Source organism: Allobosea sp. CRIB-10 (assembly GCF_900112185.1).
Lineage (GTDB): Bacteria > Pseudomonadota > Alphaproteobacteria > Rhizobiales > Beijerinckiaceae > Allobosea.
Genome location: NZ_FOKP01000019.1, coordinates 1 through 25587 on the forward strand (window position 1 = coordinate 1; position 25587 = coordinate 25587).

Genomic DNA, 25587 nt, shown 5'->3' on the forward strand with positions numbered 1-25587 from the left:
GACTTGCAGGGTCACGCATCACATCCCCTGGCGGCTGCTGCGCGGCGTCCTCAACGGCGATCGCCTCGACGAGCTGCACAAGCGCCTGGTCTGCCGGAAATGCGGCACCAGGCCGGCGCCCGAGGATGTCTGCATCCCGGAGCCGGTGAAGTTGCCGGGCGGGCCGCTCTATGGGCCGGGTTGATCGTTTCGCGGGCTCTGTTGACATACGCAAAAATGCGTATATGCTCCTTCCTGTCAGCAAGCGCTGGCGCCCGGCGCCTCCCGGCAATGAGGGGCAGGACCAAGACCATGGCCACGATCCGCATCCCCGTCTACGCGCAGGACAGCCACAATTACCTGACCTCCTCCGACCACGTGCACTATTCCTGGCGGTCGGCCGATGGCTTCGCCCACACCTACGCAGATCCGATGTCCGGCCGAGACACCGGCTGCATCGACCTTTCGGCCGAGGATAGCCGCCTGATCGGGCACATCGTCGCGCCGGCCGGCTCGAAGACCTATGTCAGCGTCTGCGAGATGGAGTGCCTGGCGCTGCCGGGAGACCGTTCCGGCTACGACATCTACGAGGCCGTCATGATCGCGAAAGCTGGCGAGTGCGGCCTCGGCTGGGAGCGGGCTCAATGAGCCCCTCCGTCAACCGCGGCCGAATCCTCGTCCAGGAGCTGGGCGCGGGCTGGGTGAGCAAGTTCACCGGGACGCTCCGCCCGCCGAAGGGCTGGGAGGCCGTGGCCGAGGTCAAGCGGCTCGACAAAGAAACCGGCTGGTCACTCATGATCCGCAACCAGCACAACGGCACGCTTGCGGCTTGGTACGGCGGCAGCATCGAGAGCCTGCCGCAGGACAAGGCGCGCGCGGCGCTCTCGGCTCTGCTCGGCGAGGATGGGGCCGATGCCGAGGAGCTCCCGGCCAACGCGGCCGAGGGCGGCCGCGAGGTCGCCGCCCTCCTTCAGCAATGGCGAGGCAAGGCGGCTATGACGCAGGGCGACGCAGCCACGTTGCTAGGCGTGCCGCTGCGGACCTATCAGGGCTGGGAGGCTGGCCGCGTCGGCAACACGCTGCGCCGCCTGATCGTCCTGGCGCTCAAGGCCTTCGACTGAGAGCACGTTACGGACGGCACTCACTCATCGGCCGATCCAGCGTGACAGTTCGAGATCGGGCGTCATGCCCGTTCTCCAGCGCCATGCGATTGAATTTGCTACATTTTCGTGAACTGTCATGCACGCGCTCGCCATACCGGCAAATCATGACAGTTCCGGCGGGCGCCGCGACGGGATTTCAATGGGTTAGCGCGCCGCCCGATTTCTGGCTTTCTGCCTTTCGGGATTTCTGGCCACTCAGGCCGCGAAGGATCAAATGGCAATAGCCGCCGCGCCGTTCGCCGCCTAAGCCCTTGCGCCGCCGCCGCTTTCCGCCTGATCCCGGATAGTCCCGGTTAATCCCGCCTCATTGCCATGTGATTGTTCGTTTCACACATCGGTCATCGGAAACCTCGGCTCGGCCCCGGACACGCAAAAGCCGCCGGCTGGGCAGCGCGGCGGCTTCGTTCGTCTCAGGCGCAATTCGTGAGCGTTCCTGATCTCTACCCGATCAGCGTCACGATGTCAAGGACAAAATTCCTACTCTGCAGAGAATGGTCAAACCTCCGTCTTCTCCACCCATTTGATCTGGGTCTGCGGCTTGTAGGCGTCCATCTTGTCGAGCAGCGCCGCCGGATCGGTCTCCATCATCGCCATGTCGCGATGGGCCTGCCACATGAAACCGGCCTTCGTCGTATTGTCGAGGAAAGCGAAGAGCGCGTCGTAGAAGCCGTCGATGTTGAGAAAGCCGAGCGGCTTGCCGTGGATGCCGAGCTGGCTCCAGGTCCAGATCTCGAAGATCTCCTCGAAGGTGCCGATGCCGCCGGACATGGCGATGAAGCCGTCGGAAAGCTCGGCCATGCGCGCCTTGCGGATATGCATGGTCTCCACCACCTCGAGCCGGGTCAGCTTGTTGTGGCCGACCTCCTTCTCGCGCAGCGCGCGCGGGATCACGCCATGGACCTCGCCACCGGCTTCGAGCGCGGCATTGGCGACGATGCCCATCAGGCCGACGGCGCCGCCGCCATAGACCAGCGTCAGGCCGCGCTTGGCGATGACCGTGCCCATGGCGCGGGCGCCCTCGGCATGGACGGGATCATGGCCCGGGCTCGAGCCGCAGAAGACACAGACCGATTTCATGAGGCGAGTTCTTGCAAGATGCGGGCCCAGGAACGCTGGCCCTTGTGGAAGGAGGACAGATCGTATTTCTCGTTCGGCGAATGGACGCGGTCGTCGTCGAGGCCGAAGCCGACGAAGAGCGTGTCGAGCCCGAGCGTGCGCTTGAAGTCGCCGCCGACCGGAATCGAGCCGCCGCTGCCGATCGAGACGACACGGCCGCCCCATTCCTCGGCGAGCGCCTTGCGCGCCTTCTGCAGCACGGGGGAATCGACCGGCACGGCGAGCGCCGGCGAGCCGGAATGGCTGATGAACTCGGCGGTGACGTCCTCCGGCAGGCGCTCGCGCACGAACTGGTGGAAGGCGGCGGTGATCTTCGCCGGGTCCTGGTCGCCGACGAGGCGGAAGGAGACCTTGGCCGAGGCCTTGGCCGGGATGACGGTCTTCGAGCCCTCGCCGGTATAGCCGCCCCAGATGCCGTTGACGTCGCAGGTCGGGCGCGACTGGATCTGCTCGATCAGCATGCGGCCCTTCTCGCCGATCGAATGCTTCAGCCCGATCTGGCCGAGGAACTCCTTCTCGGTCAGGTTGAGATCGGCCCATTCGGCCTTCTGCGCATTGGTCGGCTCGTGCACGCCATCATAGAAGCCGGGAATGGTGATCCGGCCGCTCTCGTCATGGATCTCGGCGACGATCTTGGTCAGCACATGGATCGGATTCGCGGCGGCGCCGCCGAACAGGCCGGAATGCAGGTCGCGGTCGGCCGCGCTCAGGCGCACCTCCTGGTAGACCATGCCACGCAGGGTCGAGGTGATCAGCGGCGTGACGCGGTCCCACATGCCGGTGTCGCAAACCAGCGCGAAATCGGCCTTCAGCTCAGCGGCGTTGGCCTTGATGAAGCCCGGCAGGTTGACCGAACCGGATTCCTCCTCGCCCTCGACCAGGATGGTCAGGCCGATCGGCAGGTCGCCGGTCTCGGCGAGCGTGGCGCGGATGGCCTCGATGAAGGTCATGACCTGACCCTTGTCGTCGCAGGCGCCGCGAGCGAGGATCGCCTTCCGCCCCGGCTCGATCTCCTTGACGGCCGGCTTGAACGGATCGTTGTCCCAGAGCTCCAGCGGATCGACCGGCTGGACGTCGTAATGGCCATAGAACAGCGCATGCGGCGCGCCGGGCTTCGGGCGATGTGCCAGCACGACCGGGTGACCGCCGGTCTCGCGCAGTTCGGCCTTGAAGCCGAGGCCTTCCAGATCACGACACAGCCATTCGGCCGCCTCGCGCGTCTGCGGATTGAAGGCCGGATCGGTTCCGATCGAAGGGATTTCGAGCCAGGACGACAGGCGAGCCAGCGAAGCGTCGAGATCGGCGTCGAGGCGGGAGAGGATGGCGGGAAGCTGGGACATGGCGCTCACTGGAGGCTGATTCCGGTGGCGCCATCATGCCCAGTCGCGCGCCGGATGCCAGCCATCCGCGCGCATGGCGGCAGATTGATTACCGCCGCCCGCCGGTGAGGCTCCCGAGCACGCCGCGCAGGATGGCGTTGCCGACCTGCCGGCCGATCGAGGTCGCGGCCGAGCGCGCCGCCGAGGTGATGATCTTCTCGGTCATGCTCTGCGGCAGCGGGCCACCACGGCTGCCCGGCCCGGTCTTCGGGCGCTGCTGGGGAGCGCCACCGCCGAGCCAGCCGCCGATCGTGTCGAGGATGCCGCCGCCCCCTTCGGTCGACGCCTCCACCGGCGAGCCGTCGGCATTCATCCCCTTGCGCGTCATCAGCGCCTCATAGGCCGAGTCCCGGTCGACCATGGTGTCGTATTTGCCGGTGAAGCCGGAGTCGCGCATGCACTGCGTCCGCTCCTGCGGCGTGATCGGGCCGACCTGCGCCATCGGCGGCGCGATCAGGCAGCGTTCGACGATGGTCGGCGAGCCCTTGCCCTCCAGCGTCGAGACCAGAGCCTCGCCGACGGCGAGCTGGGTGATCGCCTGCTCGGTGTTGATTTTCGGGTTCTGCCGGAACGTCTCGGCGGCGGCCCTGACAGCCTTCTGGTCGCGCGGGGTGAAGGCGCGCAGCGCGTGCTGGACGCGGTTGCCGAGCTGGGCCAGCACGGTATCGGGAATATCGAGCGGGTTCTGGGTGACGAAATAGACGCCGACACCCTTGGAGCGGATCAGGCGCACCACCTGCTCGACCGCGGTCAGCAGCGCCTTGGGCGCGCCGTTGAAAAGCAGATGCGCTTCGTCGAAGAAGAAGACCAGCTTGGGCTTGTCGAGATCGCCGACCTCGGGCAACTGCTCGAACAGTTCCGAAAGCAGCCAGAGCAGGAAGGTGGCGTAGAGCCGCGGATTGGCCATCAGCTTGTCGGCGGCCATGATGTTGATGATGCCGCGGCCGTCGCGGTCGGTCTTCATGAGGTCGTTGATGTCGAGCGCCGGCTCGCCGAAGAACAGGTCGCCCTTCTGGTTCTCCAGCACGAGCAGCGCGCGCTGGATGGTGCCGACCGAGGCGGAGGTGACGTTGCCGTATTTGGTCGTCAGCTCCTGCGCGTTCTCGGCGATGAAGCTGAGGATCGCGCGCAGATCCTTGAGGTCGAGCAGCAACAGCTTCTGCTCGTCGGCGATACGGAAGGCGATGTTGAGCACGCCTTCCTGGGTGTCGTTGAGATCGAGCAGGCGCGCCAGCAGCAGCGGGCCCATCTCGGAGATGGTGGCGCGGACCGGGTGGCCCTGCTCGCCGAACACGTCCCAGAACACGGTGGTGAACTGGTCGGGCTCGTATTTGAGCTTGAGCTCCTCGGCGCGCTTGACGAAGGGCGGTTTGGAATTGCCCGGCGCTGCGATGCCGGAGAGATCGCCCTTGATGTCGGCAGCGAAGACCGGCACGCCGTGCTTGGCAAAGCCCTCCGCCAGAACCTGCAGCGTCACCGTCTTGCCGGTACCGGTCGCGCCGGTGACCAGGCCGTGGCGGTTGGCGAGCTTGAGCAGCAGCACCTCCGGCTTCTCGCTCTTGCCGATCAGGATCGTGCCGTCATCCGCCATGGTCGCGCCTGTTCCGTTGCCATAAGGTCGTGGAAAGGGTGTAGCGAAACGAGAAGTTGGGCGGAAGCATGAAGATCGCTTCCATCGCAGATAGTTTATGTGTAAACTATTTTCAGAGCACCCGAAGGCTCAGCATCAGAGGACCGCACGATGGATGAACTGATCTCCCGCATCATGGCCGCTTCCGGCCTCGACCAGTCGCTGGTGCAGAAGGCGATCGGCATCATCCTCGCTTTCCTGCAGAAGGAAGGCCCCGCGGCCGAGATCGGCCAGCTGATGGCGGCGCTGCCGGGTGCGCAGGAGCTCGCCGACGCCGAAGGCGGCGCCAAGGGCGGCCTGCTCGGCACGATCGGCGGCATGATGGGCGGTGGCGGCGGCGTCATGGCGCTCGGCGGCCAGCTGATGGGCGCCGGCCTGTCGATGGGCCAGATCCAGAGCGTCTCGAAGGAGATGTTCGCCGTCGGACGCGAAAAGGCGGGCGAGGACACGATGGGCGCCATCGTCGGCGCGATCCCAGGCCTCGGCCAGTTCGTCTGAGCCGAAACATCCCTAGGAGATATTGCGACGCCGCCCTTCCGGGGCGGCGTTTTCGTTTGCAGGCATAGGCGTTCCCTGTCGCGGGAATTACGCATTTCGGCACGGCTTTCCGACCAAGGGGGCATTTGCGTTCGCGCCGAGCCATGGCAATCAGGACTTCGCGGTTGCACAATGGGCCGCCAATTGGCGTGTGTTCCACCGCCCGACGGACATGGCGGGAGGAACGCATGCAAGGAGTTCGTTGCTGATGACCTCGACAGTCCTCGCCGACCTGCCCTTCATGGACGCATTCCCGACGCCGGGCGAGGCGCAGTGGCGCGCGGCGGTCGACAAGGTGCTGAAGGGCGCCGACTTCGAGAAGAAGCTGGTCGGACGCACGACGGACGGGATCCGCATCGAACCGCTCTACGAGGCGGCAACCGAGCAAGGCGCACGCCCCCTGCGCGCAGAGGCCGGACGCTGGCGCGTCGCGGCGCGCGTCGATCACCCGGATACAACTGAAGCGTCGAGGCTCGCCCTCGCCGAGCTGGAAGGTGGTGCCGATTCCCTCAGCCTGGCTTTCGCCGGTGCTCCTGCGGCGCATGGCTTCGGCCTTACCGCAGCGTCGGTCGAGGCACTCGACCTGGCGCTCGACGGCATCATGCTCGACCTCGTCCGCCTGCGGCTCGATCCGGCTCCCGGCGGCCGCAAGCACGCGCTGCTGCTGGCCGAGCTGGCCGAGAAGCGCGGTCATGCACCCTCCTCCCTCCAGATCGATTTCGGCATGGAGCCGATCGGCGTGCTCGCCAGCTCGGGCGCGCTAGCAGTACCATTGCCCGAGCTCGGCAAGCGCATCGCTGAGACGATCGGGACGCTGAAGGCGCGCGGCTTCGTCGGCCCGTTCCTCGCAGCCGATGGCCGAATCTGGCACGAGGCCGGCGCGACCGAGGCTCAGGAGCTCGGCGCCGTGCTGGCGACCGCTGTCACCTATCTGCGCCTGCTCGAAGCTGAAGGCCTCCCGCTCGCCGAGGCGCGCGACGCCATCTCCTTCACCCTCGTCGCCGATCCCGACGAATTCGTCACCATCGCCAAGCTGCGCGCCGCCCGCCTGCTCTGGGACCGGGTGCAGCGCGCTTGCGGGCTTGAGCCAAAACCCGTCTTCATCCATGCCGAGACTGCCTGGCGCTCGCTGACCCGGCGCGATCCGTGGGTGAACCTTTTGCGCGGCACGATCGCCGCCTTCTCGGCCGGCGTCGGCGGCGCGGATTCGATCGGCGTGCAGCCCTTCACCGCGGCGCTCGGCCTGCCTGACGGCTTCGCCCGCCGCATCGCCCGCAACACCCAGTTGATCCTGCTCGAAGAAGCCAATCTCTGGCGCGTCGCCGATCCGGCGGCCGGCGCTGGCGGCTTCGAGGCCCTGACGCAGGCTCTGTGCGAACAAGGCTGGCGCAAGTTCCAGGACCTCGAGGCGGAAAGCTCCGACGGCCTTACCGGCATCGTCGCCGCGCTCGCCAACGGCCATATCCAGAAGGGGCTGGCGCGCGAGCGCGACGCCCGGGCCAAGGCGATCGCGACCCGGCGCGAGCCGATCACCGGCACGAGCGAGTTCCCGAACCTGTCGGAAGCCTCGGTCTCGGTGCTGGCACCGCCGCCCGCTGCTTCCACTGAACGCACCGGTAGCGACGGCGCGATCACCGTCGATGCGCTACCGAGCATCCGCCTCGCCGAGCCGTTCGAGGCGTTGCGCGCCAGCGCCGACATCGCCGAAGCCGCCGGCGAGCGGCCGAAGGCCTTCCTCGCCACGCTGGGCTCGATCGCTGGCTTCACCGCACGATCCGGCTTCGCCCGCAACCTGTTCGAGGCCGGCGGCATAACTGCGCCCTCGCGCGACGGTTTCGCCAAGACAGGCGCGACCGATCTCGACGCGCTCATCGTAGCTTTCCGCGCTTCCGGAGCGAAACTCGCCTGCCTCTGCGGCTCCGACGAGAGCTATGCCGCTGAGGCGGCCCCCGCAGCGAAGGCGCTGACCGCGGCGGGCGCCACGGTCTGGCTCGCCGGCCGGCCCAGCGAGCAGGAAGCGGCGCTGCGCGAAGCCGGGGTAACGAACTTCATCTTCGCCGGCTGTGACGCCATCGCCGTGCTGCAGGATGCGCTGGCGATCGCCATATCCCCTGTCAGCACCAGCAAGGGATAAGCATGCCGATCGCCCTCACCATCGCCGGCTCCGACTCCAGCGGCGGCGCCGGCATCCAGGCCGACCTCAAGACCTTCGCCGCGCACCAGGTCTACGGCGCCAGCGTCATCGTCGCACTGACCGCGCAGAACACCACGGCGGTGACCGCGATCCATCCGGTGCCGGCCAATTTCGTCGCCGCCCAGATCGATGCCGTCTTCGACGATCTCAAGGTCGATGCAGTCAAGATCGGCATGCTTGCCACCGCCGAGCTGATCGAGACCGTCGCCGACGGGCTCGAACGCCATGGCGCGAAGAATATCGTGCTCGATCCGGTGATGATCGCGGCTTCCGGGGGGCGGCTCCTGCAGGAAGATGCGATCGAGGCGCTGAAGCGCCGCCTGCTGCCGCTCTGCACCATCGTAACGCCCAACTTGCCCGAGGCCGCCGCGCTGCTCGGAACCGCCATGGCGGAGACCGAGGAGGCTGCGGCCGAACAGGCCGAGGCGCTGCTCGCGCTCGGCCCGGCCAATGTCCTGGTCAAGGGCGGCCACGGCAGCGGCGACGACAGCGTCGACATCCTGATCGGCCGGGATGGCCGCCGCGAGCGCCTGGTCGCGCCGCGCATCGCCACCCAGAACACCCACGGCACCGGCTGCACGCTGTCCTCGGCGATCGCCTCGGGCCTCGCCCACGGCATCGCGCTGAACGAGGCGGTGGCATTGGCCAAGCGCTACATCTCGGCCGCGATCGCGGCCTCGGACATGGTCAAGGTTGGCCGCGGCCACGGACCGGTGCATCATTTCCACCATTGGTGGGACCGACCAGACGGGAGCAAGCCATGACCGCGATCCCGGATTTCACGAAGCTCGCCTTCGCCGACGGTGCGGCCGGCGCGGTGCCCGCTCCGCAGAGCAAGGGCGATATCTGGCAGACGCCGGAAGACATCCCGGTCAAGCCGCTCTACACGGCCGCCGACCGCGACGGCCTGCCCTTCGTCGACACGCTGCCGGGCATTGCGCCCTATCTGCGCGGCCCCTACCCGACCATGTATGTCAACCAGCCCTGGACGATCCGGCAATATGCCGGCTTCTCCACGGCGGAGGATTCCAACGCCTTCTACCGGCGCAACCTCGCCGCCGGCCAGAAGGGCCTGTCGGTCGCCTTCGATCTCGCCACCCATCGCGGCTATGACAGCGACCATCCGCGCGTCGGCGGCGATGTCGGCATGGCCGGCGTCGCGATCGACTCGATCTATGACATGCGCACGCTGTTCTCCGGCATCCCGCTCGACCAGATGAGCGTGTCGATGACGATGAATGGCGCGGTGCTGCCGGTGCTGGCGCTCTACATCGTCGCGGCGGAAGAACAGGGCGTGCCGGCGGCCAAGCTGTCGGGGACCATCCAGAACGACATCCTCAAGGAGTTCATGGTCCGCAACACTTATATCTACCCGCCCTCGCCCTCGATGCGGATCATCGGCGACATCTTCGCCTACACCTCGGCGAGCATGCCGAAGTTCAATTCGATCTCGATCTCCGGCTACCACATGCAGGAGGCCGGAGCGACGCAGGACCTCGAGCTCGGGTACACGCTCGCCGACGGCGTCGAATACATCCGCGCCGGCCAGCGAGCGGGCCTCGGCGTCGACGTCTTCGCGCCGCGGCTCTCCTTCTTCTGGGCCATCGGCATGAACTTCTTCATGGAGGTGGCGAAGCTCAGAGCCGCCCGGCTGATCTGGGCCAAGCTGGTCAAGGATTTCGGGGCGCAGAACGAGAAGTCGCTGCCCTTGCGCACCCATTGCCAGACCTCGGGCTGGTCGCTGACGGCGCAGGACGTGTTCAACAATGTGCCGCGCACGATGATCGAGGCGATGGCGGCGACGCAGGGGCACACCCAGTCGCTGCACACCAACGCGCTCGACGAGGCGCTGGCGCTGCCGACCGATTTCTCCGCCCGCATCGCCCGCAACACCCAGATCGTGCTGCAGCAGGAGAGCGGCACCAACCGGATCATCGATCCCTGGGGCGGCTCCTATTATGTCGAGCGATTGACCGCCGAGCTCGCAGCCAAGGCCTGGGGCCATATCCAGGAGGTCGAGGCGCTGGGCGGCATGGCCAAGGCGATCGAAGCCGGCATCCCGAAGCTCAGGATCGAAGAGGCCGCGGCCAAGACTCAGGCGCGCATCGATGGCGGCCAGCAGGCGATCATCGGCGTCAACATCTACAAGCCGGAGAACGAAGCGGCGATCGACGTGCTCAAGGTCGACAATGCCTCGGTCCGCGCCCAGCAGCTCGACAAGCTCCGGCGGCTGAAGGCCGAGCGCAACGAGGCCGAGACGCAGGCCGCCCTCACCGCGCTGACCAACGGTGCGCAGGGCGGAGGCAACCTGCTCGACCTCGCGGTCAAGGCGGCGCGGGCCAAGGCGACCGTCGGCGAGATCTCGATGGCGATGGAAAAGGTCTTCGGGCGCCACCGCGCCGAGATCAAGGCGATCTCGGGCGTCTACAAACGGGAGGTCGGCACGATGAATCCCGCCGTGACGCGCGTACAGGCGATGTGCGAGGCCTTCGAGGAGGCCGATGGGCGCCGCCCGCGCATCCTCGTCGCCAAGATGGGCCAGGACGGCCATGACCGCGGCCAGAAGGTGATCGCCTCGGCCTTCGCCGATCTTGGCTTCGACGTCGACATCGGCCCTCTCTTCGCGACCCCGGACGAGGCCGCGCGCCAGGGCGTCGAGAACGACGTCCACATCGTCGGCGTCTCCTCGCTGGCGGCGGGGCATCTGACACTGGTGCCGGAGCTCAAGGCTGCGCTTGCCAAGGCCGGCCGGCCGGACATCATGATCGTCGTCGGCGGCGTGATCCCGCCGCAGGATTTCGACGCGCTGATCGCGGCCGGCGCCAGCGCGATCTTCCCGCCGGGCACCGTCATCGCCGATGCGGCCGAGAAATTGCTGGAAGAGCTGAACCAGCGCCTGGGCTACGCGCAGAAAAGCGCGGCGGAGTGATTCGCCGCGCTTCGTCTGGCGTCACGGCTCACCAGCCGCCGCGCCAGCGATGATAATACCGCGGCGGCGGCGGCGGGCCATAGAAGCGCGGGCCATCATAGTGGTGGCGGCGCCAGCGCGGCACGCCCCAGTAGCCATAGGCCCGCGGCGGGCCGCGCCAGCCATAGCCGGGACCGGGACCGCCGTAATAGGCCTGCTGGATCAGGACGCCGGCCTCGGCCTTGCTGGGCGTTGCTGCGCTGATCCCGAGCGCGGCGGCCGCGATGAGGCCGGCGGAAGCGAGAGTGCGAAACATCGTGACGTCTCCTTTGCCGGAGCGGAAACGCTTCCCGCTCTGGCACGGACTATCGCGCTCCCGGGCTGAACCGGTTTTGAGCAGGACGTTCAGCCGGCGTTTAGGTCAGCGCCCCGCCAGAGCGTCCCGTTTCATCAGCAGCGATGCCCCGATCACCGCGGCCGCCACCGCCGCGATCATGATCGTGCAGGCGGCGTTGATCTCGGGCGTCACCCCGAGGCGGATCGCCGAATAGAGCCGCATCGGCAGCGTCGTCGCGCCCGGCCCGGTGGTGAAGCTGGCGATGACCAGGTCGTCGAGCGAGAGCGTGAAGGCCAGCATCCAGGCGGCAGCGACGGCCGGCCAGATCAGAGGCAACGTCACCGTCCGGAAGGTTTCCACCGGAGTCGCGCCGAGGTCGCGCGCGGCTTCCTCCAGCGAGCGGTCGAAGCCGGCGAGCCTGGCCTGCACAACGATGCAGGCGAAGCCGAGGCTGAAGGTCGCGTGGGCGATCACCACGGTCCAGTAGCCGCGCTCGACATCGCCGGCGACGAAAAGGAGCAGCAGCGACAGGCCGGTGATCACCTCGGGCATCACCAAAGGCGCCATCACCATGCCGGAGAACAGCGTGCGGCCGGAAAAGACCCGGTAGCGCGCCAGCGCCAGCGCTGCCAGTGTCCCCAGCACCGTCGCGAGCGTCGCCGAGACCAGTGCGACACGGATCGTCAGCCAGGCCGCGTCGAGCAAGGGCTCGTTGCGCAGCAACGCACCATACCAATGTGTCGAGAAACCGCCCCAGACCGTCACCAGCCGCGAGGCGTTGAAGGAATAGGCAATCAGCGCGACGATCGGCAGATAGAGGAAGGCGAAGCCGGCGACGAGCGCGGCGAGATGGAAGGCTCCGAAGCGCCTCATCGTGCCGCTCCCCTCGCCCGCTGCAACAGCATCAGCGGCAGGACGAGGACGACGAGCAGCACGATCGCCACCGCGGAAGCCAACGGCCAGTCTCGGTTCGAGAAGAACTCGTTCCAGAGCACCTTGCCGACCATCAGCGTGTCGGAGCCGCCCAGCAGGTCGGGGATGACGAACTCACCGATCGCCGGGACGAAGACCAAAGCCGAGCCGGCGATGATGCCGGGGATCGACAGCGGCAGGGTCACCGTCAGGAAAGTGGTCAGCGGCGTCGCGCCGAGATCGGAGGCCGCTTCCAGCAAGGTGCCGTCGAGCTTCTGCAAAGTCGAGAACAGCGGCAGCACCATGAAGGGCAGATAGGAATAGACCATGCCGATCAGCACGGCGGCATCTGTGTTGAGCAGGCGCAAGGGGTCGCTGGTCAACCCGATGCCCATCAACGCCATGTCGAGCAGGCCGTCCGGCCTGAGGACACCGATCCAGGCGTAGACGCGGATCAGGAACGAGGTCCAGAACGGCAGGATGACGAGGACGAGCAAGATGCCCTGCCAGCGCTTCGGAGCCAGCGCCATCGCATAGGCGAGCGGGTAGCCGATCGCGAGCGCGATCAGCGTCGTCAGCGCCGCGATGCGCAGCGAGGAGAGATAGCTCTGCCAGTAGAGCGGATCGTCGCCGAGCAGGCGGAAATTCTCGAGATCGAGCGCGCCAAGGAACTCGCCGAGCTGGGCGAAGCCGGGGAAATGCGGCGCATAGGGCGGCTGATCGGTCGCGGCGTCCGAAAGCGCGATCCGCAGCACGATGACGAAAGGCACGAGGAAGAAGGCGACGAGCCAGAGATAGGGAATGGCCGCGACCAGCAGGCCCCGCCCCGCCCCACTGCTTCGCGGAACCGGCGTGCTCACGACGCCAGCACCATGCCGGCCTCGACGTCCCAGGAGAGCCAGACCTTGTCTTCCCAGGCGAAGGGCCGCTCGATCCGCCTTGTGCGGTTGGTCAGCGAGACCTTGAACAGCTTGCCCTCGTCACCGCCGACCATGACCTGGACCATCGTCATGTCGCCGAGATAGCCGATGTCCCAGATCTCGCCCGCGACCTTGTTGACGCCCTGCGCGGGCTCGTCATGGCTGAGCGCGATCTTCTCGGGGCGCAGGCCGACGGTGAGCGCATCGCCCGGGCGACAGCTTGGCGCATCCTCGTCGAGCTCGATCACGCCGACAGGCCAGCTTTCCAGTGTGACGAGATCGCCCGCGACGCCGGTCACCCTGCCCTCGATCAGATTGATGTCGCCGACGAACTCCGCGACGAAGCGGCTGGACGGCGCCTCGTAGATCAGGTCCGGCGGCGCGATCTGCAGCAGCCGGCCATGGTCCATCACCGCCATGCGGTCGGCCATGGTCATGGCCTCATCCTGGTCGTGGGTGACGACCATGAAGGTCAGGCCGAGATCGGCCTGCAGGTCCATCAGCTCGTATTGCGTCTCCTCGCGCAGCTTCTTGTCGAGCGCCCCGAGCGGCTCGTCGAGCAGCAGGAGCTTGGGCTGCTTGACCAAAGCGCGGGCGAGCGCGACGCGCTGGCGCTGGCCGCCCGAGAGCTGGTCCGGCCGGCGCTTCTCCATGCCCTTGAGGCGCACGCGCCCGAGCATGGCCTCGACACGCGCAGCGATCTCCGCCTTGCGCAGGCCCTCGCGCTTCAGCCCATACGCGATATTGTCGCCGACGCTGAGATGCGGGAACAGCGCATAGGACTGGAACATCATGTTGACCGGCCGCTGGTGCGGCGGCACCGCGGTGATGTCGACGCCGTCGAGCAGGATCTCGCCCTCGTCGGGCTGCTCGAAGCCGGCGAGCATGCGCATCAGCGTGGTCTTGCCGCAGCCGGACGGGCCCAGCAGCGCGAAGAACTCGCGCTGATGGATCGCAAGCGACAGCCGGTCGACCGCGGTCACCGCGCCGAAGCGCTTGGTGACGTTCCGGAATTCGACCAGCGGCTTCGCCGCCGGGTCGTTCCAGGGCTGGAAGTCGCGCCGGACGCTGCCGGGCGAGGCGCGTCGTCCGGCAGCCTCAGGCCTGTTCACCTGCCGCTCTTGACGCGGGTCCACAGCCGGTTGACCACCCGCTGTATCTTCTGGTCATACGGCGTGATCGTGTAGAGGCGGCTCATCACCGCATCGGTCGGATAGATGCCCGGATTGTCGCGCACGTCGGCCGAAAGCAGCGGCTTCGCGGCGAGATTGCCGTTGGCGTACTGGATGAAGTCCGAGTTCTTCGCCGCCATCTCCGGCCGGTTGACGAAATCGATGAACTGCAGGGCCGCTTCGGGATTGCCCGCATCCTTCGGGATCACGAAGGAATCGAACCACATCAGCGCGCCCTCCTTGGGGATGACATAGCTGATCTCGACCTTGTTCTTGGCCTCGACGGCGCGCTTCCTGGCCTGCAGCACGTCGCCGGAATAGCCGACCGCCAGGCAGATATCGCCATTGGCGAGCGCGTTGATGTATTCCGACGAGTGGAATTTCTGGATGTGCGGGCGGATCTTGCGCAGCAATTCGCCGGCCTTGTTGAGGTCGGCCTCGTTCTTCGAATCGGGATCGAGCCCGAGATAGCGCAGCGCCGCCGGGAACATTTCCTCGACCGCGTCGAGCACGTGCACGCCGCAATTGGAGAGCTTCTTCAGCTTCTCCGGATCGAAGACGATGCTCCAGCTGTCGATCACGGCGTCGTTGCCGAGCCGCTCCTTGATCTTGGCGGTGTTATAGCCGATCCCGGTGGTGCCCCACATATAGTTCACGGCGAACTTGTTGCCGGGGTCGTATTTCGACAGGCGCTGCTTGATCTCGGGCCAGGCGTGCCTGAGGTTTTGCACCTTGGCGGTGTCGATCGGCGTATAGAGCCCGATCGGGATGTGCCTGGGCAGGAAGGAGGCGGTGACGACGACGAGGTCGTAGCCGGTCTTGCCGGCGAGAAGCTTGGTCTCGACCGTCTCCATCTGGTCGAAGGTGTCGTAGACGACAGTGATGCCGGTCTCTTTCTTGAAGGCGTCGAGCACCTCCGGATTGACGTAGTCCGACCAGTTGAAGATGCGCAGTTCCTTGTTCTCCTGCGCCCCAGCCGGGCCAGCCGCGAGAGCGAACCCGAAAGCCGCCGCGGCGGCCAAGCTATGCATAACCGACGTCAACGTGCGCAATCTGCCCCTCCTTTGATTTCGCGCGGGCAAGCTAGCAGCTTGTGACCAAGCCTCAACCTCGATTTCGTGATCGGCGACGCTCCGTCGCGCCTTGTTGCGGCCCCGCCTCGCCCCCTATTTTCCGCAGAAGCATGATCCGACGGTTTTTCCTGTTCTTCGCGCTCGTTTTCCTCCTGCCCCTCGGCACCCATGCCGCCTGGTGGCAGTGGCAATCCCGCGCGCCTGACTGGGCCCGTGCCGACTGGTCGAGCGCCGCGCTTCTGCCTGCTCCCGCCATCGCGCCCGAGGCGAGCGTCCACGTCTTCGCCGCTCGTGTCGGCCGCTGGCGCGGTGTCTTCGCCCATCACTCCTGGGTGGTGGTGAAGGAGAAGGACGCCGCGGCCTATACCCGCTTCGACGTCGTCGGCTGGGGCAATCCGGTGCGCGTCAACGTCCGCGTCGCCGACGGGCGCTGGTACGGCAATGTCCCGGAGTTGGTCGGCGAGATCAAAGGGCAGGCCGCCGAGGCCCTGATCCCGCGCATCCGCGAGGCCGTGAAGAGCTATGGCTATAGCGACTACGGCTCCTATGCCGCCTGGCCCGGACCGAACTCGAACAGCTTCGTCCAGCACATCCTCGCTGAAGTGCCGGAGCTCGGCCGCGCCTTGCCGCCGACCGCGATCGGCAAGGACTGGCGCGAGAGCGGCCTTTATGCCGGTTTCACGCCAAGCCGCACCGGCCTGCAAGCCTCGCTCTACGGGCTCGCTGGCTTCACCTTCGGATGGGTCGAGGGCGTCGAGATCAACCTGCTCGGGCTGGTCGCCGGCTTCGACCTGCAGCGGCCGGCGCTGAAGCTGCCGGGCTGGGGGCGCGTCGGCCTCTAGCGGCTGCGCAATGGTGTCCTGATTGGACGCGTGTCGTCCCGGGCGACCGCAGGGAGACCCGGGACCCATTCCGGAACCTCTTTCGGGAAGGCTCAGGAATGGATCCCGGATCGGCGCGGCTTCGCCGCTTGTCCGGGATGATCAACATCGAAAGCCACGGCAAATCGCTCAATTCCGCAGCACCAGACACGCCCCGCCTGCCTGCCGCAGACGATTGCAGGCCAATGTCGCCTCGCGCAGGCTCTGCGCCGGCAACCTGACGCGGTAGAAGCGCCCTCTGCCCCGGCCTGGCACCGCCGAGCCGAGGATCATCGTCGGCTTGCCCGCCAGCAGTGAGGCGAAGCGCGCCGCGACGCGCTGATAGGAGGCGATGGCGCGCGCTTTCGAGGTGTTGCCGGCGAGTTGCACGCCGAATGGCCCATAGGCGCCCTCGACCAGCGCCGCCGGCGTGGCGATGCGGATCGACGCGACCGTGGCGAGGCAATCGGTCTCCTCGCGCGTCGCCGGCGGTGGCGTCTCGCCCGCGCCCAATCGCCATTCCTCGACGGGGCGGCCGGTGATGAAACGGACATAGGCCTGCGTCTCGTAAGGCAGCATGCCGCCACGCTCGACCCAGCGCGCGACGCGGTTCGGCCCGCCATTATAGGCGGCAGCGGCGAGGCCGAGATTGCCGAACTGGTTCTTCAACGCTGCGAGAAAGGCGGCGGAATGCGGGATCGCCGCCTCCGGATCGAACGGATCGGCGAGGCCGCGCTCATTCGCCGTGCCCGGCATGAACTGGGCGATGCCCTGTGCTCCGGCGGGGCTGACGACGTTCGGCCGGAAGCTGCTCTCGCGCCAGATCAGGCGGGTGAAGAAGGCGACCGGCAGGTCATGCGTCTTCGCGGCGCCCTCGATCAGGCGGCAGATGGTCTGCGCCACGCTCTCGGTCTGCGGCTCGGCGAACGCCGGGCCGCCAAAGAGCGGATAACCGAGCGTGGCGACGAGCGCCGCGACGAGGATGCGGCGCCGCCCTGCCCTCACGCGGCGTCGAGCGCCTGGGCGAGATCCGAGATCAGGTCCTCGATGTTCTCGATGCCGACCGAGATGCGGATCAGCGCGTCTGTGAGGCCGATCTCCTCGCGCAGCTCCCGGGCGACGCCGGAATGGGTCATCGCGGCCGGATGCGAGACCAGCGTCTCGGTGCCCCCGAGGCTGACCGCGAGCTTCATGATCTGGAGATTGTCGAGCACGGCGAAGGCTTCCTTCTCGCCGCCCTTGACGTCGAAGGCGAAGGTCGAGCCCGGCTCGACGCATTGCCGGTCGAACACCGCCTTGCGCGGATCGCCTTCGGCGAGATCGCCGAGATAATGGACCTTGGCGATCTTCGGGTGCTTGCGCAGATAGTCGGCGACCTTGCGGCCGTTCTCGTTGGCGCGGTGCATGCGGATGTCGAGGGTCTCGAGCGAACGCATCAGCATCCAGCAGGAGTTCGGATCGAGCTGTGTGCCGAGCGAGCCGCGCCAGCTCTTCACCTGCCGCACCAGCGCCTTTGAGCCGCTGATCGAGCCGCCGACGAGATCGCTGTGGCCGCCGACATATTTGGTCAGCGACAGCAAGGTGAGATCGGCGCCGTGCTTCAGCGGCTTCTGGAAGATCGGCCCGAGCATGGTGTTGTCGACCACGACCGGCGGGCGATGGCCCTGGCTCTTCTCCAGCTCGTCGGCGATGGCCTTGCAGGCCGAAAGATCGACGAGACCGTTGGTCGGGTTGGCCGGCGTCTCGACCAGGATCATCGCGACGCGACCCTTGGCGGCGGCATCCTGCGCCACCTTGCGCATCTGCGCGACGTCGACGCCGTCCGTGAAGCCGAAGGGGGTGACGCCGAAGGCGCCCATCTGGTTCTTCAGCAGCGTCTCGGTGCCGCCATAGAGCGGGCGGCTATGGACGATGGTATCGCCCGGCCGCAGGAAGGCGAAGCAGGTCGTCGCGATCGCCGCCATGCCGCTGGCGAAGACGGCGCAGGCTTCGGCCTCGTCCCAGATCGCCAAGCGATCCTCGAGAATCTCCATGTTGGGATGGTTGAAGCGCGAATAGACCAGGCCCGATTTCTCGCCCGGCTTGAGCTGGCGGCGGCCGGCGGTCAGGTCGAAGAAGTCCTTGCCCTGCTGGGCGTTCTCGAAAACGAAGGTCGAGGTCAGGAAGACCGGTGGCTTGAGCGCGCCTTCCGACATGGCCGGCGAATAGCCATAGCCCATCATCAGGGTCTCGGGATGCAGCCGGCGATTGGCGATCCGGTCCTTGTGGTAGTTGTCGTCGCTCATGACTGCCTCCTGCCCGGCCAATACGGCCTCGCGACGTGAGCCTAGGCTGATCCTAAGGCCATTGCATGAACGATCATCTGTGCCCTAGAGCAAGATTTTGCAGCTTCCTGCTCGCAGATTAGCCTGGAGGAGCAGATCATGCTCGATACGATCGACCGCCGCATGCTCACCCTGCTGCAGGAGGATGGCCGCATCACCAATCAGGACCTGTCGGAGAAGGTCGGCCTGTCGCCGACGCCATGCCTGCGCCGGCTGAAGCGGCTGGAGGAAACCGGCGTCATCAGAGGCTATTCGGCGATCGTCGATCCCAAGGCCTATGGCCTGCCTTTCAGCGTCTTCGTCTCGGTCCGGCTCAGCCAGCAGAACACGGAGCAGATCGCCGAGTTCGAGAGGGCGGTCGAGAACTGGCCCGAAGTGGCGGAGTGCTATCTGATGACCGGCTCGCAGGATTATCTGCTGCGGGTGCTGACCGACGGCATCGAGGGCTATGAGCGCTTCCTGAAGCAGAAGATGACGCGATTGAAATGCGTCCAGTCGGTCGAATCCAATTTCGCGCTGGCGACGATCAAGAAACGCGTCGGCCTGCCGCCGCTCTAGGTGATTCGAGGAAAGAAGGCTGCAACACCGTGGACATCGAGATCGAAACCTCGCGACTCGTTCTGCGCCCCTGGAGCGAGGCGGACATCGAGCAGCTTACGCTTGGCCTGAACGATCTCGACGTTGCGAAGTGGCTGGCCTTCGTCCCCCACCCCTATACGGCCTCGCACGCCAGGGATTGGGTCAGCAGATGCCGGGAGATTGCGAGCGCCAGCGCCCAGCCGACTGCCTACGAATTTGCGATCGAGCTCAAGTCCGAGCTACGCGCGATCGGGGGGATCAGTCTCAACAAGATCGACCCAGCGGCCGGGACGGCTGGCGGAGGAATCTGGATCGCCAACGGTTATCAGGGCCGCGGCTATGGACGCGAAGCGTTCGACGCCAAGATCCGGTTTGCCTTTCGCGACCTCGGCCTGACGAAGCTGGTCAACGGCTATTTCGACGGCAATGAGAGCTCCTGGGCGATGCAGCGCAAATTGGGTTATCGGCCCGCCGGCGAGGTGCCGAGCCGTTGCATGGCTGACGGCCGGCAAACCATCGAGCATGTGACGACGCTGCTGCGCAGTGACTGGCAGGGTCGTGTGGGCTGAACGAGCGACCGCCGCGCAAGGAACGATCCACCTCACATGCTGGCGCGGCAAGGCTGCCATGTGGTCAAGAGCGGTGGCCACCCTCCGCTCTCCCCCTAAGCTCCTCTGGCAAGGGCCGTCGGCAAAGACGGACCACACGGAGGAACACCATGAGCAGAGCAGATCGCGCCAACAGCGCAGCGTCGCTGTTTGCCATCGCCGCCGTCACGATCGCCGGATGCCTGCCCGCCAAGGCCGAGCTGTCCAGCGCGGTGAAGCGCTCCGAGCAGACGGTCGCCGGCCTGCAAGGGCCGGCGGAGTTGATCCTCGATCAATGGGGCGTGGCGCACATCTACGCCTCCTCGAGCCGAGATGCCCTGTTCCTGCAAGGCTACAACGCGGCGCGCGACCGGCTCTGGCAGATCGATCTCTGGCGCAAGCGCGGGCTCGGGCTGCTCGCCAAGGATTTCGGCCCGTCCTATGTCGCGCAGGATCGGGCCGCGCGGCTTTTCCTCTATCGCGGCGAGATGGACAAGGAATGGGCCGCCTACGGCCCCGACGCCAAGGCCTATACCGACGCCTTCGTCGCCGGCATCAACGCCCGCGTCGACGAGGTGCGCTCCGGCAAGCAGCCATTGCCGCTCGATTTCCGCGTCTCCGGCACCTTGCCGGATCGCTGGAGCGCCGAGGACGTCGTGCGCATCCGCAGCCATGGCCTGACCCGCAACGTGATGTCCGAGGTGGTGCGCGCCCGCGTCGCCTGCGCCGCCGGCATCGAGGCCGATCGCTTCCGGCGCGTGCTGGAACCGAGCGTGAAGACCAAGGTGCCGGAGGGGCTCGATCCCTGCGCGATCAAGCCGGACATCCTCGACGACTACACTCTCGCGACCCGCGAGGTCACCTTCGCTGCGCCCGGCGAGAAGCGCGCCGCGCTGGACCGCGACGCCATCTTCGCCGCGGCCGGCGACAGCGTCTCGACCATCGGCTCGAACAACTGGACGATCGCGGCGAACCGCACCGCGACCGGCCGGCCGATCCTGGCCAACGACCCGCACCGCGCCCATGGCGTGCCGTCGCTGCGCTATGTCGTGCACCTCAACGCGCCGGGTCTCTCCGTGATCGGCGCCGGCGAGCCGGCCCTCCCCGGCATCTCGATCGGCCACAACGGCGAGATCGCCTTCGGCCTGACGATTTTCGCGATCGATCAGGAGGACCTCTACGTCTACGAGACCAACCCGACCAATCCGAACCAGTATCGCTATGGCAGCGGCTGGGAGGAGATGCGGACCGTCAGCGACACGATTGAGGTCAAGGGCGAGACGCCGCGCCAGATCGAGCTGAAATTCACCCGCCACGGCCCGATCATGAAGGCCGAGCCCGACGAGAAGCGCGCCTTCGCCATCCGCACGGTCTGGTTCGAGCCGGGCACCTCGGCCTATTTCAACTCGGCCGAATACATGACCGCGAAGGACTGGGCCGGCTTCAAGAAGGCGATGGCCGAATGGGGCGCGCCATCCGAGAATCAGGTCTATGCCGACAACAAGGGCAATATCGGCTGGATCGTCGGCGGGCGGGCGCCGCAGCGGCCGAACCATGACGGCCTGCTGCCGGTGCCGGGCGATGGCCGCTATGAGTGGACCGGCTTCCTGAAGGCCGGCGAATTGCCCGAGACCTACAATCCCACGGAGGGCTTCTTCGCCACCGCCAACGAGATGAACATCCCGAAGGATCATCCGCTGCTCGCCAAGCGCATCGGCTTCGAATGGTCCGATCCCTCGCGCATCAACCGGATCAAGGCGGTGCTCGGCACCAAGACCAAGGTGACGCTCGCCGACGCAATGGCCCTGCAGAACGACGACAGCTCCGACAACGGCCGCAAGCTCGCCGCCCTGTTGGTCCCGCTAACCTCGGACGATCCGATTACCGCTGAGGCCCTGAAGCTGGTCAAGGGCTGGAACCACGAGACCGCGGTCGACAGTGCCGCCGCCGCATTGTCGGAAGTCTGGATGAGCAAGCATCTCGGCCGGGCACTGACGGCCAAGGCCGTGCCGGAAAAGGCGCGCAGCGTGATCGGGCCGCTCGATGTCGCGGCGGTCGTCGCTTATCTGCAAGCGCCCGACAGCGCACTCGGCGCCGATCCGAAAGCGGGCCGCGACGCCTTGCTGCTCGAGACGCTGAAAGCGGCGATGGAGGAGCTGCGCCAGTCGCTCGGGCCGGACACGGCGAAGTGGAACTGGGGCAAGCTCCACCACGCCCAGTTCGACCACGCGCTCTCGCCGCTCGCCGGCGGTCCGGATCGGGCGCAGCTCAATGTCGGGAGGCTTGCCATGGGCGGCTCGGCCTTCAGCCCGCGCGCGGCGTCTTACCGGATCTCCGACTTCAAGGTCACTGCCGGCGCCTCGTTCCGCATGGTGCTCGACGTCGGCAACTGGGACGAGAGCCGCTTCATCAACACGCCGGGCCAGTCCGGCGACGCCTACAGCGCGCATTATCGCGATCTCGCGCCGCTCTGGGCCGCCGGCGACTACGCGCCGCTGCTCTATTCGAGGGAGGCGATCGAGAAGGCGGCACGCTCAGTGATCGCGCTCAAGCCAGCCGGCTGACGCAACTCTGCAGGAGGACGGAGGCTCGGCCTCCGTTCTCAGGCTCGCGCCCGGTCGATGGCGCGGCGAACGACCTGCGTCACTTCGCTGTTCGACAGGAAGAGGTCGTGGCGCAGCAGGCTCCAGCCGCGGCCGGCCGTGTCGGCGACGCGCACGCCGAGCTGCTCCAGGCGCTCGCGGTCGGCGGCGCCGGCACGGGCGACGCCGCCGGCGATGCGCGAGGAGACAGCGAGCGCCTTGTCGCCGGGATCGATGATCACGGTCATGCGCTGGGCGATGGAGCCGAGCCGCGGCACGGTCTGCTCGAAGGCGTCGATGTCGACATCGGGCGAAGCCAGCACGACCGCGCCGATCCGGTCGGAGAGGCCCTCGAAATCACGCAACTCGCGCAGGCCTTCCAGCGTCAGGAAGCTGCCCATCGAATGCGCGACGATGTTGATCCGCCCGATCGTCGGGTTGGCGACCAGCGCCTTCAGGGTCTGGACGAAGCCGTCGCGCGACCAGAGCGCGCTCTCGCGATCATAGGCATAAGCGAGCAGCCCGCCGCCGGACGGCCAGGTGAACAGCGCCGTGCGGCCCTCGAAGGCGAGCGCATGCGAGAGCTGGCCGGCGCTGCGCGCGGCCGATTCGAAGGTCTCGTTGAAGCCGTGGACATAGAGCAGCACATCGCGGCCGGTCGCCGCTTCGGAGAAGGCGCGAGCGGCATCGCTCGCGGTCCGGCGGGTCACGCCGAGCACAGCCCAATCACCGCTGACGACCGAACTCACCTGCGCCGCGACGCCGCGACCCGGCGCCGACAGCCTGACCTCGGCAAACGTCAAGCCGCTGCCGCGCTCGGAGCCGAAATAAGGCGCGCGATCGCCCGTCGGCCTGCGTGTCGTCGCAACCAGCAGCTGCGGCTCCTTGCCGAAGGCTGAAGAGTCCGCCGGCCCGACGAAGGGGGAGACGGACGCTTCGCTCTGCGCGCAGCCGGCCAGTCCCGCCCCGAGCAGGGCGACGAAGGAGCGGCGTGAAACGGCGTGTCGCGAAGGCGAGGTCACTGGCGAAGTCCGGATATGGGGGTGCGCGGACCTTCTGGCCGCAAACCCTTAAGGCCAGACCAACGCGGCCAGAATTAGGCAGCTATTTGTCGCGGGCGGCAAAGTCCTGCGGCTCAGTGCGGCCGGCGCCGAGCGTACCGCCATCGATCCCGTCGGCACTGAGCCGCTTTCCGATCATCTGAACGACGCGCGGGGTCGTCGCGAACTTGCCGTGGTTGTAGTCGTCGCCGCTGCGATCCTTCGACAGGTCGATGATCCTTGCCCCGGCGCGGCTGAGATCGGCGACGATCTCGGTATCCTTCTCCGAGATGGCCCCGAGCCTGGCCTTGTCCCCGGCGAACTGGCGCGAGAAATCGAGCGCCCGATCATCCGAGGAGACGAAGACGGTGACCGGCCGTTTGATCGCGGCGAGCTGGGTCTTGAAGACGTCGAGATCGATGTCAGGGGCCGCCAGCATGACGTTGCGCAGCTTGCCGCCAAAGCTGCCATCGCCGCGGATCGCCGCCTGGCGCAAGGTCTCGACCGTCAGCAGCGTTCCCATCGAGTGCGCCAGGATGTCGAAGCGGTTGGCGCCGAGATCGCGAGCGATGACGCGCAGACCCGTCTCGAGCGCATCGCGCGAGAAATCAGCACTGTCGCGGTCATAGGGATAAGCGAAAAGCTGCGCCCGCGACGGCCAGGTGAACAGCACCGGCACGCCCTTGAAGCCGGAATCGGTGACGATCTGGGCGAAGCGGAAGGCGGCATCGGCGAAATTCGTGTTGAAGCCGTGGACGAAGACGAGCACCTCGCGGTCGGCCTGCGGCCGCTGAGCGACTGCACCCTTTACGTCTTTCAACATCTCCGGCTCGGAGAGGAGCTTGACGTCAGCGACGGTGAAATGGCTGGCCGGATCGCCGGCAGCCGTGACGCTGCCCGGGAGTTCGAGCTGGCCAACCTGATGGCTGCGGGGGATGCTGATGTCGAGCCGTGCGAAGGCAACGGCCGCGCTGCGCTCGCCGCTGAAATATTCGGGCTGCTTGGTCGAGGCGCGCGAGGTCGCGACGAAGATGCGGACTGTACCGGCGGTGTCCTCCGGCTTTGCCCCCGACACGACCAGGACGCGCGGCGGGCCGCCGCAGGCGGCAAGCACGAGCGACACCAACGAAACGACAACGAAAGACCGCAGGCTGGGCACGAAACACGCTCTCCGAACCGACGCGACTCGTCTCACCGTCCCGTCCGCTTTGCAAGACCGTGGACGGCGGATCGGTCTCCGAAAGCCTCGCTTCCGCTGCGGACACTCTCTTGCTACCAGCGGGTATGGTCGACCTCACAGCGCTCGGCGATGCGATTCTCAGGGGCGAGCGCGCGGCGCTGGCGCGGGCCATCACGCTCGCCGAAAGCCGGCGCGCCGACCACCGCGAACAGGCGCAGACCCTGCTCTCACGCCTTCTCCCGCACACCGGCAAGGCGATCCGCGTCGGCATCACCGGCGTGCCCGGCGTCGGCAAATCGACCACGATCGACGCGCTCGGCAGCTATCTGACGGGCCAGGGCCACAAGGTCGCGGTGCTCGCGGTCGACCCGTCCTCGACGCGCAGCGGCGGCTCGATTCTCGGCGACAAGACCCGCATGGCGCGGCTCGCCATCGATCCGCACGCCTATATCCGCCCCTCGCCCTCCTCCGGCACGCTGGGCGGCGTCGCCGCCAAGACGCGCGAGACCATGCTGCTCTGCGAAGCCGCCGGCTTCGACGTCATCCTGGTCGAGACGGTCGGTGTCGGCCAGTCGGAGACGGCGGTCGCCGATCTCACCGACTTCTTCCTGGTGCTGATGCTGCCCAATGCCGGCGACGAATTGCAGGGCATCAAGAAGGGCATCATCGAGCTCGCCGACATGCTCGCGGTCAACAAGGCCGACGGCGAGGGGGCGACCGCCGCGCGCGCCGCAGCGGCGCAGTACAAGGCGGCGCTGCACATCCTCGCTCCCGCGTCGACGCTGTGGTCGACGCCGGTGGTGACGATCTCCGGCCTGACCGGCGCCGGCCTCGACGCGCTCTGGGCCAAGATCGAGGAACATCGCAACCGGTTCGAGGCCAAGGGCCTTATCGCCGAGAAGCGCCGGCGGCAGGATGTTAAGTGGATGTGGGCGATGGTGCAGGACCGCTTGCAGGCCAAGCTCCGGCACGATCCGGCCCTGAAGGCGCGCGCGCCGAAGCTGGAAGCCGCGGTCGCCGCAGGCGAGATGGCGCCGACTGCCGCCGCCGACGAGATCGCAAAGGCGCTCGGGCTGTAATCCGACCCAACGGCCCGCCGCGGCACGCCTCTTGAA

Annotated in this window: 24 protein-coding genes; 12 read left to right on the forward strand and 12 right to left on the reverse strand. The window is 67.1% G+C overall.

Features of this window, described 5'->3' with window-relative positions; translation table 11 throughout:
* The 3 genes from BMZ69_RS31715 to BMZ69_RS21095 all read left to right on the forward strand — a co-directional run.
* Positions 1–184 (forward strand): hypothetical protein (locus tag BMZ69_RS31715; RefSeq protein WP_175506918.1); only part of this gene is annotated, 184 nt, incomplete at its 5' end.
* 107 nt (positions 185–291) lie between these two features.
* Positions 292–627 carry a hypothetical protein gene (locus BMZ69_RS21090; RefSeq protein WP_092160388.1) on the forward strand — a complete coding sequence of 112 codons (336 nt, stop codon included), beginning with the start codon at positions 292–294 and terminating at the stop codon, positions 625–627.
* Positions 624–1100: a helix-turn-helix domain-containing protein gene (locus tag BMZ69_RS21095; RefSeq protein ID WP_092160390.1), complete on the forward strand. Its 477-nt coding sequence runs from the start codon at positions 624–626 to the stop codon at positions 1098–1100. Before BMZ69_RS21090 ends, BMZ69_RS21095 begins: the two co-directional genes overlap by 4 nt.
* 537 nt (positions 1101–1637) lie before the next feature.
* On the opposite strand, the gene BMZ69_RS21100 is transcribed toward BMZ69_RS21095, so the two are convergent.
* The 3 genes from BMZ69_RS21100 to BMZ69_RS21110 all read right to left on the reverse strand — a co-directional run bounded on the left by BMZ69_RS21100 (position 1638) and on the right by BMZ69_RS21110 (position 5228).
* Entirely contained in the window at positions 1638–2219 is a 582-nt protein-coding gene (locus BMZ69_RS21100; RefSeq protein ID WP_092160392.1) for an LOG family protein, read from the reverse strand.
* Complete coding sequence (locus BMZ69_RS21105; RefSeq protein WP_092160395.1) at positions 2216–3598, reverse strand: M20/M25/M40 family metallo-hydrolase; 1383 nt, start codon at positions 3596–3598, stop codon at positions 2216–2218. The genes BMZ69_RS21100 and BMZ69_RS21105 overlap by 4 nt, the downstream gene beginning before the upstream one ends.
* 88 nt (positions 3599–3686) lie before the next feature.
* Positions 3687–5228: a helicase HerA-like domain-containing protein gene (locus BMZ69_RS21110; RefSeq protein ID WP_092160397.1), complete on the reverse strand. Its 1542-nt coding sequence runs from the start codon at positions 5226–5228 to the stop codon at positions 3687–3689.
* Positions 5229–5378: 150 nt separating this feature from the next.
* On the opposite strand from BMZ69_RS21110, the gene BMZ69_RS21115 reads away from it, so the two are divergent.
* From BMZ69_RS21115 to scpA, 4 genes are all read left to right on the forward strand, one after another.
* The gene (locus BMZ69_RS21115; protein WP_092160399.1) at positions 5379–5765 is read left to right on the forward strand and encodes a hypothetical protein; all 387 of its coding nucleotides are present in this window, start codon (positions 5379–5381) and stop codon (positions 5763–5765) included.
* Between the two features lie 247 nt (positions 5766–6012).
* Positions 6013–7938: a methylmalonyl-CoA mutase subunit beta gene (locus BMZ69_RS21120; protein ID WP_244543461.1), complete on the forward strand. Its 1926-nt coding sequence runs from the start codon at positions 6013–6015 to the stop codon at positions 7936–7938.
* Between the two features lie 2 nt (positions 7939–7940).
* Positions 7941–8762, forward strand: coding sequence for a bifunctional hydroxymethylpyrimidine kinase/phosphomethylpyrimidine kinase (thiD, locus tag BMZ69_RS21125; protein WP_092160403.1), 822 nt, complete (start codon positions 7941–7943; stop codon positions 8760–8762).
* Complete coding sequence (gene scpA / locus BMZ69_RS21130; RefSeq protein ID WP_092160404.1) at positions 8759–10927, forward strand: methylmalonyl-CoA mutase; 2169 nt, start codon at positions 8759–8761, stop codon at positions 10925–10927. The genes thiD and scpA overlap by 4 nt, the downstream gene beginning before the upstream one ends.
* 28 nt (positions 10928–10955) lie before the next feature.
* Here the strand turns inward: scpA and BMZ69_RS21135 are convergent, their stop codons facing one another.
* The 5 genes from BMZ69_RS21135 to BMZ69_RS21155 all read right to left on the reverse strand — a co-directional run bounded on the left by BMZ69_RS21135 (position 10956) and on the right by BMZ69_RS21155 (position 15278).
* Positions 10956–11222, reverse strand: coding sequence for a hypothetical protein (locus tag BMZ69_RS21135; RefSeq protein WP_092160407.1), 267 nt, complete (start codon positions 11220–11222; stop codon positions 10956–10958).
* A gap of 105 nt (positions 11223–11327) precedes the next feature.
* Positions 11328–12116: an ABC transporter permease gene (locus BMZ69_RS21140; RefSeq protein WP_092160417.1), complete on the reverse strand. Its 789-nt coding sequence runs from the start codon at positions 12114–12116 to the stop codon at positions 11328–11330.
* Positions 12113–13015 carry an ABC transporter permease gene (locus tag BMZ69_RS21145; protein WP_244543462.1) on the reverse strand — a complete coding sequence of 301 codons (903 nt, stop codon included), beginning with the start codon at positions 13013–13015 and terminating at the stop codon, positions 12113–12115. Before BMZ69_RS21145 ends, BMZ69_RS21140 begins: the two co-directional genes overlap by 4 nt.
* Positions 13012–14187 carry an ABC transporter ATP-binding protein gene (locus BMZ69_RS21150; RefSeq protein ID WP_092160420.1) on the reverse strand — a complete coding sequence of 392 codons (1176 nt, stop codon included), beginning with the start codon at positions 14185–14187 and terminating at the stop codon, positions 13012–13014. Before BMZ69_RS21150 ends, BMZ69_RS21145 begins: the two co-directional genes overlap by 4 nt.
* Positions 14184–15278 carry a polyamine ABC transporter substrate-binding protein gene (locus BMZ69_RS21155; protein WP_092160423.1) on the reverse strand — a complete coding sequence of 365 codons (1095 nt, stop codon included), beginning with the start codon at positions 15276–15278 and terminating at the stop codon, positions 14184–14186. Before BMZ69_RS21155 ends, BMZ69_RS21150 begins: the two co-directional genes overlap by 4 nt.
* Positions 15279–15430: 152 nt before the next feature.
* On the opposite strand from BMZ69_RS21155, the gene BMZ69_RS21160 reads away from it, so the two are divergent.
* Complete coding sequence (locus BMZ69_RS21160; RefSeq protein WP_092160426.1) at positions 15431–16162, forward strand: DUF3750 domain-containing protein; 732 nt, start codon at positions 15431–15433, stop codon at positions 16160–16162.
* A 168-nt stretch (positions 16163–16330) separates the two neighbouring features.
* Here BMZ69_RS21160 and BMZ69_RS21165 read toward each other — a convergent pair whose 3' ends face one another.
* Together BMZ69_RS21165 and BMZ69_RS21170 are read right to left on the reverse strand one after the other, a co-directional pair.
* A complete protein-coding gene (locus tag BMZ69_RS21165) occupies positions 16331–17185 on the reverse strand; it encodes a lytic transglycosylase domain-containing protein (RefSeq protein WP_092160430.1) in 855 nt (284 codons plus the stop codon).
* On the reverse strand, positions 17182–18465 hold the full coding sequence (locus BMZ69_RS21170; RefSeq protein ID WP_092160433.1) for a cystathionine gamma-synthase family protein: 1284 nt from the start codon (positions 18463–18465) through the stop codon (positions 17182–17184). Before BMZ69_RS21170 ends, BMZ69_RS21165 begins: the two co-directional genes overlap by 4 nt.
* Positions 18466–18603: 138 nt before the next feature.
* On the opposite strand from BMZ69_RS21170, the gene BMZ69_RS21175 reads away from it, so the two are divergent.
* The 3 genes from BMZ69_RS21175 to BMZ69_RS21185 all read left to right on the forward strand — a co-directional run bounded on the left by BMZ69_RS21175 (position 18604) and on the right by BMZ69_RS21185 (position 22234).
* On the forward strand, positions 18604–19062 hold the full coding sequence (locus tag BMZ69_RS21175) for an Lrp/AsnC family transcriptional regulator (protein WP_092160435.1): 459 nt from the start codon (positions 18604–18606) through the stop codon (positions 19060–19062).
* 29 nt (positions 19063–19091) lie between these two features.
* Positions 19092–19652, forward strand: a complete 561-nt coding sequence (locus BMZ69_RS21180) for a GNAT family N-acetyltransferase (protein ID WP_175506919.1) — start codon at positions 19092–19094, stop codon at positions 19650–19652.
* 149 nt (positions 19653–19801) lie between these two features.
* Positions 19802–22234, forward strand: coding sequence for a penicillin acylase family protein (locus tag BMZ69_RS21185; protein WP_092160439.1), 2433 nt, complete (start codon positions 19802–19804; stop codon positions 22232–22234).
* 38 nt (positions 22235–22272) lie between these two features.
* Here the strand turns inward: BMZ69_RS21185 and BMZ69_RS21190 are convergent, their stop codons facing one another.
* Together BMZ69_RS21190 and BMZ69_RS21195 are read right to left on the reverse strand one after the other, a co-directional pair.
* On the reverse strand, positions 22273–23274 hold the full coding sequence (locus BMZ69_RS21190; protein ID WP_092160441.1) for an alpha/beta hydrolase: 1002 nt from the start codon (positions 23272–23274) through the stop codon (positions 22273–22275).
* An 82-nt stretch (positions 23275–23356) separates the two neighbouring features.
* Positions 23357–24451, reverse strand: coding sequence for an alpha/beta hydrolase (locus BMZ69_RS21195; protein ID WP_092160443.1), 1095 nt, complete (start codon positions 24449–24451; stop codon positions 23357–23359).
* Positions 24452–24576: 125 nt separating this feature from the next.
* Here BMZ69_RS21195 and meaB point away from each other — a divergent pair, with 125 nt between their 5' ends.
* Entirely contained in the window at positions 24577–25551 is a 975-nt protein-coding gene (gene meaB / locus BMZ69_RS21200; protein ID WP_092160445.1) for a methylmalonyl Co-A mutase-associated GTPase MeaB, read from the forward strand.
* Positions 25552–25587 lie beyond the last annotated feature (36 nt).